We start from the raw sequence: 13,259 nt of genomic DNA, 5'->3' as shown, positions 1-13,259 counted from the left end.
GTCGGTCGGGAAAGCGCGTCCAGGACTTCCGGGGTTCGCGGCCGAGCCCGCCGGCGCCTCCGGACACCGGCCGCCACCACGCTCGACGGCGTGGTCATGTGGACTCGCTCAGCTGGATCGCGGCGGCCGGGCAGACGCTCGCGGCCTCCCGGACGGCCGGGTGGTGGCCGTCGGCCGGCTCGGCGTCGAGCAGCACGACGATGCCGTCCTCCTCGCGCTGGTCGAACACCTCTGGCGCGATGAGCACACACTGGCCCGCGCCGCAGCACTTCTCCTCGTCGACGGTGATCTTCATGTCCGGGCCTCCTTGGCTGGGGAACGGCGGGTGACGGGGGCGAGGAGCAGACCGGTGATGGCGTCGGTGAGCGCGCCGGCCGTGTCGTCCCAGGACGGCTGGCGCGTACTGGTCCCCTCGGCGAGGGCGCGCTCCCGTTCGGCACAGGTGTGGGTGATCAACTGGCGGGCCATGTCGCCCCGTTCGGCCCGCACCTCGGCGGGCAGGGCGTCCAGGCAGCCGCCCAGGCCGTGGAGGGTCTCCCGCAGCGGCTCCCGGGTGAGGGCCTCGTCGGTGACGATCGCCCGCAGCACGGGGTCGGTCATCACCTGGACGGCGAACCGGGCGTACCAGGAGGGGACGCCCAGGGTGGCCAGGTGCTCGGTGGCGGGGCGCACCAGGCAGGCGACCCAGGCCCGGACCTCCTCGCTGCCGCGGGTCTCCTCCACCATCCGCTGCCGGATCTCTTCGATCGCCCCGGAGTGCTTGCCCATGATGGCGCGCACCAGATCCGCCCTGGTGCCGAAGTGATAGCCGACCGCGGCGACATTGCCCTGCCCGGCCGCCTCGCTGATCTGGCGGTTCGACACCGCGACCAGGCCGTGCTCGGCGTAGAGCCGCTCCGCCGCGGCCATGATGGCCTCGCGGGTCCCGGCGGAGCGGACGGTGCGTGCGTCGGTCACCGTGGCCTCCAGTCTCCGTGGTTCCTGTGAGCTGTCGCGGCCACTCTAAAACGCGTGAATTAAATAAAGCAACTGATTGAAGGGCCCGGCGGCCGGGCCCTCGGGACAACGGCGATCAGCCGGCCGTGCCGGGCGCGGGCGGACGGCAGCGCAGGGCGCTCACCGGCCCGGACAGCTCGGTGTGGCCCGCGGCGTACGGAATCAGTACGGTCTGCCCCGCGCTCACCGCCAGCGGACGTCCCCGCTCATGGCCGAGCGTCCCGGTGCCGTCGAGGACCACCAGCACCGAGAAGCCCGGGTCCAGCGCGGCCGTCGGCTCGCCCCGGTACAGCTCGGCCCGGAAGGAGCTCCCGGCCTCCGGTGGCAGCACACTGCCGCCGGAGGCCGCGCCCGCTCCGGGTCCGCGCAGCCGGGCGAGCGCGGCGCCGTCCACACCCTCGCGGTCCACGGCGGCCAGCGCGCGGTCGAAGCCCAGTCCCAGATGGCCCTCGGCGGCGCCGTCGATCGCATAGCCCTCCCACTCCAGCAGGACGGAGAAGTCGGTGGGCTCCTGGAGCTCCACCAGCAGCACGCCCGCTCCGATGGCATGGGGCGTCCCGGCGGGGCACAGCAGCGCGTCCCCCGCGGCCACCGGCACCCGGTGCACGGCGCCGTGCAGCGCCTCCGTATCGCCGCGCCCCACCCAGTCCGCCAGCTCATCGGCGGTGACATCGCGGGTGAAACCCATGCGGATCTCGGCGCCCGGGGCCGCGTCCACCACGAACCACGCCTCGGTCTTGCCGTGGGCACTGCCCAGATGGGCCCGGGCGAAGCCGCGGTCGGGGTGGCTGTGCAGCGGCAGCCGCTGCCCGGCGTCCAGCAGCTTGACCAGCAGCGCGGTGTCCGCCCCGTAGGCCGCGGTGTGCTCGGGGCCCAGCCAGGCGCCGGGGTCGGCGGCCACGGCATCGGCCAGCCGGGTGCCGTCCGGCAGCGTGGTCAGCCCGGCGGGGGCCTGGGCGAACCGCGGGGTGGTGGAGGCGACCCAGTCCTCGGGGCGGTAGCCGTCACCGTCCGGGGCGGTGCGCCGGAAGCGGGCGATGGCTCCGGAGTCGCGGTAGAACGAGCGCGGCAAATTGGGTGGCAGGGGGATGGGCTCGGCGGGCATCCGGGGGCCTCCCAGATCGGGCGGGGGCGGGTGAACGGGCGGGATGGGTGCGGGCGGGGGCGGGTGAACGGGCGGGATGGGGTGAACGGCCGGCGAGGGGCGGTGGGCGGGTCAGGGCCGCCCACCGCCCCGCCGCGGGGCCACGACGGGCGTCAGACGGCCGGGTGCCAGTCGTGGAACCATCCCTCGGGCAGACGGTCCAGCGCCTGGTCGAGGGAGCGTCCGGGCAGGAACGGCCTGCCGTGCTCACGGATCACCGCGTTCAGTTCGTCCAAACGGCCCCTGGCCTGCTCGATGCCCCTGGCACGCGCCTCGGGGTCGTGGGTGGACACCGCGTCCCGCCAGATCGACCGGCCCGCCAGATAGCCGCACGCCCCGGCCTGCGCCGAGATCCGCACCTGGGTGCGGAAGTCCTCGTAGCCCACCCCCGCGGAGAGGATCACCCAGGGGACCCGCACCGAGGAGTCCAGCTCCTTGCAGGCGGCCGCGGCGCGCTCACGTCCCTGCTCGGTGTCCACGTAGCCGGGGAACTCCACCTTGAGCATGTCGACGCCCAGCCGGTCGGCGTCCACGGCGGAGCGGATGATGCCCTCGACCCGACGCTCCCTCCACTCCGCCGAGCCGGGGTCCTCCCCGGGCAGCGGATACCAGATGGGCTCGACGACCAGGGGCAGGCTCAGCTCGGCGCATTCGGCGACCAGGTCGCGCACCACCTGACGCTGGTGTTCGGCGGTGGCCGGGTCGCCGTCCGGGCGGTACCACCACAGCAGCTTGGCGACATCGGTACCGGCCAGCTTGATCTGCCGGGTGGACCAACCCTCGCGGTGCCGGGTGCGGCGCGGCCCCTCGGGAATGCCGTAGTCCTCGTCCTCGATGCTGGCCATCAGGCCGACGTCGCGGGGCAGGGCGCCGCTCGCCGTCAGATGGCCGACGCCGTAGTGGGCGTCGAGGAGTACGGCGGTCACGCTGGGCGCGACGGCCCGGATCACGGCGTCCTTGGCGCGGACCACATCCGCGAAGCTCACCGTCCCCGGGTCCGGGGCCAGCAGCTCGGCGAAGTCCGAGAGATGGTCCAGGGCGCAGATCAGGAAGAAGCCGTCCTCACTGGTCACCCGGGTCAGGCCGCGCAACTTGCCCGGATCGGTGGTCAGGTCGGAGGTGCTCATGAGGGTCCTTTCATCAAGGGCGTCAGGGGATCGCCGGGCGGGTGCCGGCGGCTTTCGGGGGTCAGTGGGGTCGGAGGTCGGGAGGGTCGGTCGTGGTGGGGGGCGGTGGCCGGTGCGGCGGGCCGTCCGGCGGGAGCGAGCGTGCGAGCAGCAGCCCGCCCACGAAGGTGTCGCCGAGGCCGATGGTGGCCGCGGGCCGGCAGAGGTGGGGCGCGGGTACGCAGTCCGCCCGCAGCCCGTCGCCCAGTGGGCCGTCGGCCGGTCGGTCCGCGGTGTAGCCGGCCGCGGCCGGCGGTTCGAGCTCGGCGGTGGGCTCGCCGTGGGCGGCCCGCGCGGCGGCCAGCAGACTGCCGGTCATCAGCGCGGTCCGCTGCTCGGTGGGATCGCCGCGGTGCACGGCGAGCACCCAGCCGTCGGCGTGCACACAGACCCGCTCCAGGTGGTACGCGGTGGCGAACCGGGCCGCGGCGGTGACGGGCGAGGCGCGGGCCGAGGGCCCGGCGAGCGCGGCGAGTTCGGACAGGCTCATACCGACGGAGTCGGCCAGCGGGGCGTACTCGTCGCACCCCGAGCGCAGGGCGCTGACGGTGGCGAACTCGGCGAGTTCGAGGTGGAGCAGCGGCAGTCCGGCGTCCCGCCAGGTGCGGACGACCTGGGTGAGCCAGGCCCGGTCGGCGGACCCGGTGCCGCCCTCGGGCAGCCCGTTCATACCGGACAGCAGGCCCGCTGCGGCGGTGCGGGCCAGTTCACCGGAGCGGGCGGCGAACCACTCGTCGCGCTCGATCCCGTCGTCCACGAACCGCAGGATGATCCGGGAGGAGCGGGGCAGCCCGTCCGGCAGTCCCGGCACGGGGGTGCCCGCGGCGAACTCCAGGACGCTGTGCGGCTGTTTGGCCACGCGGGGGCGGCCGAGGCCGCCGTGGATGCCGGGACCGCCCGGACCACCGGGACCGCCATAACCACCGGGGCCGCCCGGATCGCCCGGTCCGCCCCGACCGTACGCACCGTCCGCGGCCCCGCCCCCGTGCGCGGCGGCCAACCGACCGGCCGCGACCGTGCCAGTGGCGGTGCACAGGCGCACCTCGGGGTGGAGCACCGCCAGTTGCTCGGCGCCGCGGTCGGCCAGTGGAACGACGCTGGGCGCGCCGAGTACGGCCAGCGCCCAGGACGCCTGGGGCCCGCTGCCGCCGAGTTGCACCTGGTCGGGGGCGCCGAGCAGTGCGCGCACCCAGTCGGTGCCACCCGGCCACAGCTCGACGATCTCACCGCCGTGGCCCTGGCGGATCCGCCGGTGGACCTCGGCGGCCACCCGGCCCGCCGGTCCGCTCGCGCCCGTCCGGTCGACGAGTGCGGCGATCCGGGCGGCGTCCATCCGGTGGACGTGGTCGACGCAGGCGCTGAATCCGGCGAGGACCGGAGCGGCCGTACGGGCCCGGGCGCGGACCCGCGCGGCGAGGGCGCGGTACCGGTCCGCCCAGATCTCGTCCCCGCTGACCGCCCGCAGCGGCCGCGCGCCGGCCCGCCGGGTCACTCTTTCACCGCCCCGGAGGTGATGCCCGCGACGATGCGGCGCTGGAAGAGCATCACGATCAGCACCAGCGGCAGCGTGACCACGACGGACGCGGCGGCCATGTCGCCCCAGGGGACGAAGTACTGGGACTGGAAGCCCGCGATGCCGACCGGCACGGTCTGGTGCTCGGGCGAGGAGGTGAAGGCCAGCGCGAGCATGAACTCGTTCCAGTTGGTGATGAAGCCGAGCATTCCGGCGGCCGCGATCCCGGGCAGCGCGAGCGGCAGGATCACACTGCGCAGGGTGCGCAGCAGCCCCGCCCCGTCGATGGCCGCGGCCTCGTCCAGCTGGGTGGGCAGGGACCGGAAGTGGGCGTACAGCACGAAGATCATCAGCGGTAGGGCGAGCCCGACGTACGAACTGGACAGCCCCGTATAGGTGTCGAGCAGCCCGAGGGCGTTCAGCACCAGATAGAGCGGGACGACGATCGAGATCTGCGGGAACATCGACAGGCCGAGGACCACGGCGAGCACCACGCCCTTGCCGGGCACCGGCAGCCGGGCCAGCGCATAGGTGGCGAGCGCCGCCAGCACCAGCCCGATGGCGGTCGCGGTGACCGTGACGATGACGCTGTTGACCAGGTACTTGCTGAACTCGTAGTCGGTGAAGACGGCCCGGTAGTGCTCCAGCGTGCCCGGGATGGGCAGCCAGTGCGGGGTCACCGAGGACAGATCGCGGTCCCGCTGGAACGAGGTGCTGAGCTGCCACATGAACGGTGCGACGGACCAGAGCACCACGGCGCCGACGGCGGCCCGGAACAGCACCCGGCGGGTCAGGGCCCGGCGGCGGGCCCGGATGGCGGCGGGCGCGGCGGGGACGGGCGCGGGGATGGCGGTCATGGCTCAGCCCTCCAGGGCGCGGTAGCGCCGGCTCAGGTAGTAGGCGAAGCCCGCGGCGATGAGCACCTCGGTGATGAACGCGGCGGTGGCGATCATCGAGCCGTAGCCCAGTTCGAGCCCGGAGAAGAGGGTCTTGTAGCCGAAGGTGGACAGGGTCTCGGTGGAGTCCGCGGGTCCGCCGCCGGTGAGGACGTACGGCAGGTCGAAGACCCGGAAGGCGTCGAGGACGCGGATGAGCGCGGCGATCAGCAGGGCGGGCGCGATCACCGGCAGGGTGACACAGCGGAAGGTGCACCAGGGCGAGGCGCCGTCGATCTTCGCGGACTCGCCCAGCTCCCTCGGCACGGTCTGGAGCGCGGCGAGCACCAGCAGCGCCATGAACGGGGTGGTCTTCCAGACGTCGGCGAGCCCGATGGTGGGCAGCGCGGTGTGCGGGTCGCCGAGGAAGTTGATGTAGCCGTCGGTCAGATGGAGGCGGGTCAGCAGGTAGTTGGCGACGCCGGACTGCCCGTCGAAGATCCAGCCGAACATGCGCGAGGTGACGACGGTGGGGATGGCCCACGGGATGAGCACGGCGGCACGGGCCCAGCCTCGGCCGCGGAAGGACTGGTGCAGCACGAGGGCGAAGCCGATGCCGAGCGCGGTCTCCACGAGCGTGGTGCCGAAGGCGAAGGCCACCGTGCGCCACCAGGCGTTCCAGAACAGGTCGTCGCCGAGCAGCCGGGACGGATTGGCGGTGCCGGTGAAGCGCGATCCGGTGGCGAACCCCGCGTCGTGCAGGGACAGCCACAGGGTGCGCAGCACCGGGTAGAGGGAGACGGCGAGGACGGCGGCGAGCGCGGGGGCCAGCAGGACGATGCCCACCAGGCGCGGGCCCGCGGACGAGGACTCGCGCCCGGGTGCGCGGCGGCGCAGGGCGCCGCGGCGGCGCGGGGCGCCCTCACCGGGCGTGAGCCGCGGCTGCTCCAGCGAGGGTGCGCGGTGCTTGCCGCGCAGCGGGGGGTGTCCGGGCGTTCTGTGGAAGAAGGCGAGGTGGCCCATCAGACGATCGCCTCCAGATCGCGCCGGGCGGAGCGGAGGGTGGCGCGCACATCGCCGTGGACCAGCGCGCGGGAGACCGCGGACTGGAGGGCGAGGCCGACCCGGGAGTAGTGCGGGGTGACGGGGCGGGGCACGCCGTTGCCGAACGCCTCCTTCAGCTTGACCATCGCGGGCTGGCCCTCGGCCAGCTTCTTCTCGCCGTAGACCGAGGCGCGGGAGGGGGCGTTGCCGAAGTCGAGCGCGAAGGCGAGCTGTGCCTCGGTGCCGGCGAGCCAGTGCAGGAAGTCCATGGCACCTTCCTTGTTGCGGGATCCCGCCGCGACGCCGAGCTGATAGCCGCCGAGGCAGGAGGAGGACGTGCCGCCGGGGAAGCTGGGCAGCGGGGCGACGTCGACCTTGCCGACGACCTTGGACTGGTCCGGGTTCTGGGAGACGCCGTAGACATAGCTCCAGTGCCGCATCATCCCGACCCGGCCCGCGGTGAAGGGGCGGCGGCTGGGCTCCTCGTCCCACGAGAACACCTCGGACGGGCTGACCTTGTAGCGGTACACCAGGTCGCGCATGAACTGGACGGCCTCGACGCATGCGGGGCTGTCCACGCGCACCGCGCCCGAGGGGTCGATGATGTGGCCGCGGTTGGAGGCGATGAACTCCACCAGGTCGCACAGGAGGATCTCGGCCTGCTTGGCCTGCCACAGATAGCCCATGGGCACCCGGCGGTGCTCCATCTCGGCCGCGAGGTCGGCCAGTTCGTACCAGTCGGTCGGCGGCCTGCGGCCGAGCGCGCGCATCAGGTCGGTGCGGTAGTAGAGGCCGCCCGCGTCCACGTACCAGGGCAGGGCGACGAGACGGTCCCGATAGGTGCACGCCTCGACCAGGCCGGGGAAGAAGGAGCGCCGCAGCGCCGCGGAGACATCGCTGTCCAGCGGGTGCACCCAGCCCGCCTCGGCCAGTTCGGCGATCCACACCACGTCCTGGGCGAAGACGTCGACCGTGCCGTCCTCGCGCGCCAGCAGCTGGGTGAGCTGCTGGTGGCATTCGGTGCTGGAGCTGGGTGGCGGCAGATTGCGCACGGTGACCCGATAGCGGGTCTGGGTGGCGTTGTAGCGGTCGGCGAACGACTGCATACCGGCCGCGCCACCGGTGAACGCCGCACAGGCGAAGGTGAGTTCTCTTCTGCTGCCACCGCCTTTGGCGACGCTCCGGCCGGGCTCATCACCCCCGCAGGCGGTGAGCGCGGGGGTGGCGGCGAGACCGCCGAGGGCGGTGGCGGCGGCGGTGACGACCCGGCGGCGGGTCCAGGGCGGCTCGGGGCGTATGGGTGGGTGGTGCGGCTCCACGGCGACTCCATTGACGCGCAGAAAGGCGTACAAAGCTGCGCTGGTTTATGCGGCTCTTTGCTGCAAGTCACGGCGGCACCCTCCCCCGGTCAAGGGTCGTGCTGCGGCTTCTTGCGGTAAGGTGCAAGAATCTGCGGTGTTACGCAGCGTCGAGAAGGGGGACCACACGATGACGTCAGCAGAGGGCACCCGGGCGGCGAACCTGCCCGCGCGCCGCCGCGCCGACCTCACCGCCTTCATCCAGCAGCGCGGCCAGGCCACCATCGCGGAGCTGGCGAAGGAGTTCGCCGTCTCGGTCGACACCGTGCGACGGGATCTGGACCATCTGGCGGCGCGCGGCCTGGTGGCGCGCACCCACGGCGGGGCCGTACCCGGGGGTGAACTGGCCACGGCCGACAGCCCGGTGGCCGACCGGATGAACGAGCGCCGGGAGGCCAAGGAGAGCATCGGAGCCGCCGCCGCGCGCCTGGTGCGGGACAACGAGACGCTGCTGGTCAACGGCGGCACCACGGTGCTCTCGGCGGTGGCCGCGCTCGGCGGCCACCGGGGGCTGACGATCGTCACCAACAATCTGCGGGTGCCGGGGATGGTCCCGGTTCAGGCCCTGCGCGATCTGTTCGTCCTCGGCGGCGGCTGCCGGGCCACCGCGCTGGTCACCATCGGCCCGATCCGCTTCCCCGACACCGCCGGGGTGAGCGCGGACACCGCCCTCATCGCGGTGGGCGGGGTGAGCGCCTCGGGCCTCTCGGTGTCCAACATCCCGGAGGCCCAGATGATCCAGGAGATGATGGACTCCGCGTCCCGGGTCGTGGTGCTGGCGGACTCGGCCAAGTTCGAGCGCCGGGCACTGGCCCTGATCTGCCCGCTCAGCCGCATCGACGTACTGGTCAGCGAGCAGCCGCCGGGCGATGAGCTGGCCCACGCCCTGGACCGGGCCGGCGTCACGCTCGCCGGCCCGTACCTCCCCGAGGACGGCTGACCACGCGGTGGATTGCTCACACGCCGAGCAGGGCGGGCAGGCCTGACAGGTCGGGCAGCTCGTCGTAGGGCTGATAGGCGGTGCTGCCCCGGCGGCCGAACCGGTTGATCCACACCCGGCGGGCAAGACCCAGGTCGCGGGTGGGGATCAGGTCGTACTCCCAGCCCTGGGCGGCGTGGATGACCTGGGACGGGTCGACGCCGATGGTTTTGTGCGCGTAGGTGAAAGCCTCCCGGGACGGCTTGTACGCACCCGCCTGCTGGGCCGTGATCACATGGTCGAAGTCCACGCCGATGCGCTCGATGTTCCGGGCGATCAGATCGTCGTTGGTGTTGGAGATGATGGCGATCTCGTAGCGGGACTTCAGGGCCCGCAGCGCGTCCGGCACCGCGGTATGCCTCCAGAACGGCCTGGAAGCGCATCACCCGGAAGTTGTCGAGGAACTTGTCGACGTCCAACCCGTCCAGATCGAGCCGGTCCTGGAGCGTCTTGAGGGTCGCCGGGACGAGTTCGAAGTCGACGAGGGTGCCATAGGCGTCGAAGGTCACTACCTGGCGCATGTACTCCACCTCACAGGGTTCACTGGGTTCGGACCACCCGTTCGCCGAGGCCACGATGGCATCACGGACAGAAAGAGACATCGGATCTGTCTCAGGGAATCTTTGCAATTCTGCCCCTGAATTCGCCTCCATCCGTTGACCTCATCCGATGTTTCTCCTAGGTTTCGGTCGACCCTGAACACTGGAGGCGGTAGATGAGATCCACGCTCAGGCGCATATCCCTGGCCCTCGCCGCGGCGACGGCCGTCTTCACCGCGGCATTGCCGGGCACCGCGACGGCGCAGGGCGGGCAGGGGCAGCAGGGGCGTACGTATCACGTCGCCACCTGGGGCTCCGACCACGACAGCGGCAGCTCGCGCCATCCGTTCCGCACCATCGCCCGCTGCACCGAGCAGGTCGGGCCCGGGGACACCTGTCTGATCCACCGGGGGAACTACCGCGAGCGGGTCGCCCCGCCCTCGGGCCGCGCCGACGCCCCGGTCACCCTGGCCGCGTACGGGGACGGGCCGGTCACCGTCGACGGGACGCGGGCGGTGACCGGGTGGAAGGACGCGGGCGGCGGTCTGGTGGCCGCCGATGTGGACCTCCCGCTCGACCGCAGCGAGAACGCGCTGTTCCTGGACGGCGAGCGTGCCATGGAGGGCCGCTGGCCCAACTCGGGCCCCGATCCGCTCAATCCGTCCTGGGCGGTGGCCGAGCGCTCCTCCACCGATCAGCACATCGACGACCCGGATCTGCCGGACGGCGACTTCACCGGCGCCACCGTCCATCTGTGGGCCGGTTCCAACCCATGGAGCCAGCAGACCGGCACGGTGACCGCCACCTCGGACGGCGCCCTCGACTTCAAGGGCGGCAACTACCGCTGCACCCCGCTGTGCATGGGCGACCAGAACTACCGCAACTACTACCTGGTCGGCGCCAAGGCCACCCTGGACCAGCCCGGTGAGTGGTACTACGACAAGGACGCGCACCGTCTCTATCTGGTCCCGCCCAAGGGCGGTGTCACGGGCCACACCGTGACCGCGAAGTACGAGGGCTGGGGCGTGGACCTCTCGCGCAGCTCCCATGTCACCGTGCGCGGCCTCGAACTGTGGGGCACCTCGCTGCGCACCGGCACGGACAGCACCGGTGTGCTCGTCGAGGGGGTCCGGGCCCGCTACATCTCGGAGTTCTCCACGCTCCCCATGCCACGCGACGACGAGCTGGCCATCCCGCCCGGCGAGGGCCATATCGTCGCCTCACGGGTGCTGAACTCCGGTGTCCAGATCCTCGGCCACGGCAACACCCTGCGCGACAGCGACATCGGCTACTCCGCGGGCACGGGTGTGCTGCTGCGCGGCAGCGGCAACACCGTCACCGGCAACTACATCCACGACGTGGGCTGGATGGGCAGCTACACCCCCGGTATCGAGATCAACGGCAGCGGCCAGACCGTCACCCACAACACCGTCCGCCGCACCGGCCGGGCGAGCATCGACACCGCCTGGCAGCTGAACGGCGTGCCCTTCCACGACAACCGGATCGCCTACAACGACCTCTCCGAGGCGATGCGCACCTCACGTGACGGCAGCCCGTTCTACGTGTGCTGCAACCTGGACGCCAAGGGCACCAGCGTCGACCACAACACCGTGCATGACGCGGACGGCCAGGTGGGTTACTACATCGACAACTCCTCCGGCAACTTCCTGCTGCACCACAACGTGGCATACAACACCGGCACCCGCGGCACCTTCTTCAACGGCCACAGCAGTGTCAGCCTCGGCAACCGCGACCACAACTCCTCGTACGGCACGGGGATTTCCACCGCCGCCGTCCGGCTGAGCGGCGCCACCGACGCCACCGGGACGTACGTCAGCAACGACGCGGCGCTCAACCCGATGGAGGTCTCCGGCCCCGGTGACCCCGCCCCCGTCGTACGGAGCAATCTGCTGCCGCCCACCGATCCGCGCTACACCGACGCGCGCAACGGCGAGCTGTGGCCGCGCGCGGACTCCCCCGCCATCGACGCGGGCGAGCAGGTCGACGGGGTGACCGGCGAGGTCCGGGGCGACGGGCCGGACCAGGGCGCGTACGAGTACGGCGAGCCCATCTGGTCGTCCGGCTGCCGGCTGGCGGGCTGTGAGACCCGGGTCCGCAACGACGGCTGGAAGGCGACCGCCTCCGGTGGCGCCGATGCCTCGGCCGCCGTGGACGGGGTGCAGACCACCCAGTGGAAGGCGGACGCTCCCCAGGCCGCCGGTCAGTCCCTCACCGTGGATCTGGGCACCGCGAAGACCTTCGGCCGACTGGCGATCGACGCGGGGCTTGACGCCACCGGACACCCCTATGGCTTCACCGTCTCCGTCAGCCGCGACGGTGAGCACTGGGGGACGCCGGTGGCCCGGGTCGGCGGCCGCTCCTTCACCCAGGACGCGGTCTTCGAGCAGCGCACCGCCCGCTATCTGCGGATCGAGCTGACGCAACCGGGCGAGAACCCCTGGGCGGTGAACGAGATCCGGCTCTACGCCGACGGCCCCGACGCTGCCGCCACCCTTCAGGCGGAGCGCGCCGAGGTGGTCCGGGGCGTCGAGCGTGGCGAGGCGGCCACCTCCGTCCTCGGAACGGGGGACGCGATCGGCTTCCGGGGCGTGCGGTTCGGCACGGGAGCGGACACGCTGACGGTGCGGCTGGCGTCCGGCGGCTGCGGGGACTGCGCCCTCCGGCTGCGCCTGGACTCACCCGAAGGGCCGGTGGCGGCCACGCTTCCGGTGCGCGGAACCGGTGGCACGGACGAGTGGCGGGAGCGTTCGGTGCGGCTCCCCCGCACGGTGACCGGCTCCCATGATGTCTATCTCGTCGCCACGGGCGGCCACCGGGTGGCCGCCGTGGACTGGCTGACGCTGCGTTAGCCCTGAGGAGGTGGGGACGTGGCGGCGCCCTGGCGTACCGCGCGCCCCACCTCCGTCCGCAGCGCGATGAACTCCGGCAGTCCCCGGGTGGCGATCTGGTCGCGTTCGGCGGGCAGCGCCACCGGCAGGTCCGCCCGCACCCGGCCCGGTCCCGGAGCCAGCACCACCACCCGGTCCGCCACATAGACGCTCTCGTCGATGTCATGGGTGACCAGCAGAATCGTCATCCCCTCTGCCCGGTGCAGCCGCAGCAGCAGGTCCTCCAGGTCCTCCCGGGTCTGGGCGTCCAGCGCGCCGAACGGCTCGTCCATCAGCAGCAGCGCGGGCCGGGCGGCCAGCGCGCGGGCGAGCGCGACACGCTGCTGCATGCCGCCCGACAGCTGCCAGGGGTGGCGGCGGGCGGCGTCGGCCAGGCCCACCTGCTCCAGCATGGCCACCGCCGCCGCATGCCGTTCCGCGCGGGGCAGTCCGCGCCGCCGCAGCGGAAGGGCGACGTTCTCCCGCACCGTGAGCCAGGGGAAGAGTGAGCGGCTGTAGTCCTGGAAGACCACTCCGAGCCGGTCCGGGACGCCGTCCACCACCTCCCCGTCCAGGGTGATCCGCCCGGCGGAGGGGCGCAGGAGCCCCGCGACACAGCGCAGCAGGGTGGACTTGCCACAGCCGGATGGGCCGACGAGGGTGAGTAACTGTCCATCGGGGACGGTGAGTTCGATGTCGTGGAGCACATCGGGGCCGTCGCCGTAGCGATGGCTGAGCCGGTCGATCCGCAGCATGT

Annotated in this window: 12 protein-coding genes; 2 read left to right on the top strand and 10 right to left on the bottom strand. The window is 72.6% G+C overall.

Annotated features, from left to right (window positions below; translation table 11 throughout):
• Positions 1-94: 94 nt before the first annotated feature.
• The 8 genes from ABD329_RS02800 to ABD329_RS02765 form a co-directional block, all read right to left on the bottom strand.
• A complete protein-coding gene (locus ABD329_RS02800; protein WP_198281846.1) occupies positions 95-295 on the bottom strand; it encodes a ferredoxin in 201 nt (66 codons plus the stop codon).
• Complete coding sequence (locus ABD329_RS02795; protein ID WP_214665749.1) at positions 292-909, bottom strand: TetR/AcrR family transcriptional regulator; 618 nt, start codon at positions 907-909, stop codon at positions 292-294. Before ABD329_RS02795 ends, ABD329_RS02800 begins: the two co-directional genes overlap by 4 nt.
• A 163-nt stretch (positions 910-1,072) precedes the next feature.
• Entirely contained in the window at positions 1,073-2,101 is a 1,029-nt protein-coding gene (locus tag ABD329_RS02790) for a class I mannose-6-phosphate isomerase (protein WP_344315865.1), read from the bottom strand.
• A 152-nt stretch (positions 2,102-2,253) separates the two neighbouring features.
• A complete protein-coding gene (locus ABD329_RS02785; RefSeq protein ID WP_198282434.1) occupies positions 2,254-3,267 on the bottom strand; it encodes a tagatose 1,6-diphosphate aldolase in 1,014 nt (337 codons plus the stop codon).
• Between the two features lie 61 nt (positions 3,268-3,328).
• Complete coding sequence (locus tag ABD329_RS02780; protein WP_344315864.1) at positions 3,329-4,798, bottom strand: ADP-dependent glucokinase/phosphofructokinase; 1,470 nt, start codon at positions 4,796-4,798, stop codon at positions 3,329-3,331.
• A complete protein-coding gene (locus ABD329_RS02775; protein ID WP_198279458.1) occupies positions 4,795-5,676 on the bottom strand; it encodes a carbohydrate ABC transporter permease in 882 nt (293 codons plus the stop codon). Before ABD329_RS02775 ends, ABD329_RS02780 begins: the two co-directional genes overlap by 4 nt.
• A gap of 3 nt (positions 5,677-5,679) precedes the next feature.
• A complete protein-coding gene (locus ABD329_RS02770) occupies positions 5,680-6,717 on the bottom strand; it encodes a carbohydrate ABC transporter permease (RefSeq protein ID WP_246618773.1) in 1,038 nt (345 codons plus the stop codon).
• A complete protein-coding gene (locus ABD329_RS02765; protein ID WP_198279459.1) occupies positions 6,717-8,057 on the bottom strand; it encodes an ABC transporter substrate-binding protein in 1,341 nt (446 codons plus the stop codon). The genes ABD329_RS02770 and ABD329_RS02765 overlap by 1 nt, the downstream gene beginning before the upstream one ends.
• Before the next feature lie 169 nt (positions 8,058-8,226).
• On the opposite strand from ABD329_RS02765, the gene ABD329_RS02760 reads away from it, so the two are divergent.
• Positions 8,227-9,036: a DeoR/GlpR family DNA-binding transcription regulator gene (locus ABD329_RS02760; protein WP_198279460.1), complete on the top strand. Its 810-nt coding sequence runs from the start codon at positions 8,227-8,229 to the stop codon at positions 9,034-9,036.
• Between the two features lie 16 nt (positions 9,037-9,052).
• Here ABD329_RS02760 and ABD329_RS02755 read toward each other — a convergent pair whose 3' ends face one another.
• Entirely contained in the window at positions 9,053-9,424 is a 372-nt protein-coding gene (locus tag ABD329_RS02755; RefSeq protein WP_309142832.1) for an HAD-IA family hydrolase, read from the bottom strand.
• A 366-nt stretch (positions 9,425-9,790) separates the two neighbouring features.
• On the opposite strand from ABD329_RS02755, the gene ABD329_RS02750 reads away from it, so the two are divergent.
• Positions 9,791-12,484, top strand: a complete 2,694-nt coding sequence (locus tag ABD329_RS02750; protein ID WP_198279461.1) for a carbohydrate-binding protein — start codon at positions 9,791-9,793, stop codon at positions 12,482-12,484.
• On the opposite strand, the gene ABD329_RS02745 is transcribed toward ABD329_RS02750, so the two are convergent.
• The gene (locus ABD329_RS02745; RefSeq protein ID WP_198279462.1) at positions 12,481-13,257 is read right to left on the bottom strand and encodes an ABC transporter ATP-binding protein; all 777 of its coding nucleotides are present in this window, start codon (positions 13,255-13,257) and stop codon (positions 12,481-12,483) included. The genes ABD329_RS02750 and ABD329_RS02745 overlap by 4 nt on opposite strands.
• Positions 13,258-13,259 lie beyond the last annotated feature (2 nt).

The sequence above is a fragment of the Streptomyces javensis genome (assembly GCF_039525925.1).
GTDB classification, from domain to species: Bacteria; Actinomycetota; Actinomycetes; order Streptomycetales; family Streptomycetaceae; genus Streptomyces; species Streptomyces asiaticus.
Note: the sequence above shows the minus strand (reverse complement) of the source record. Positions and strands in the feature narration are given on the sequence as shown.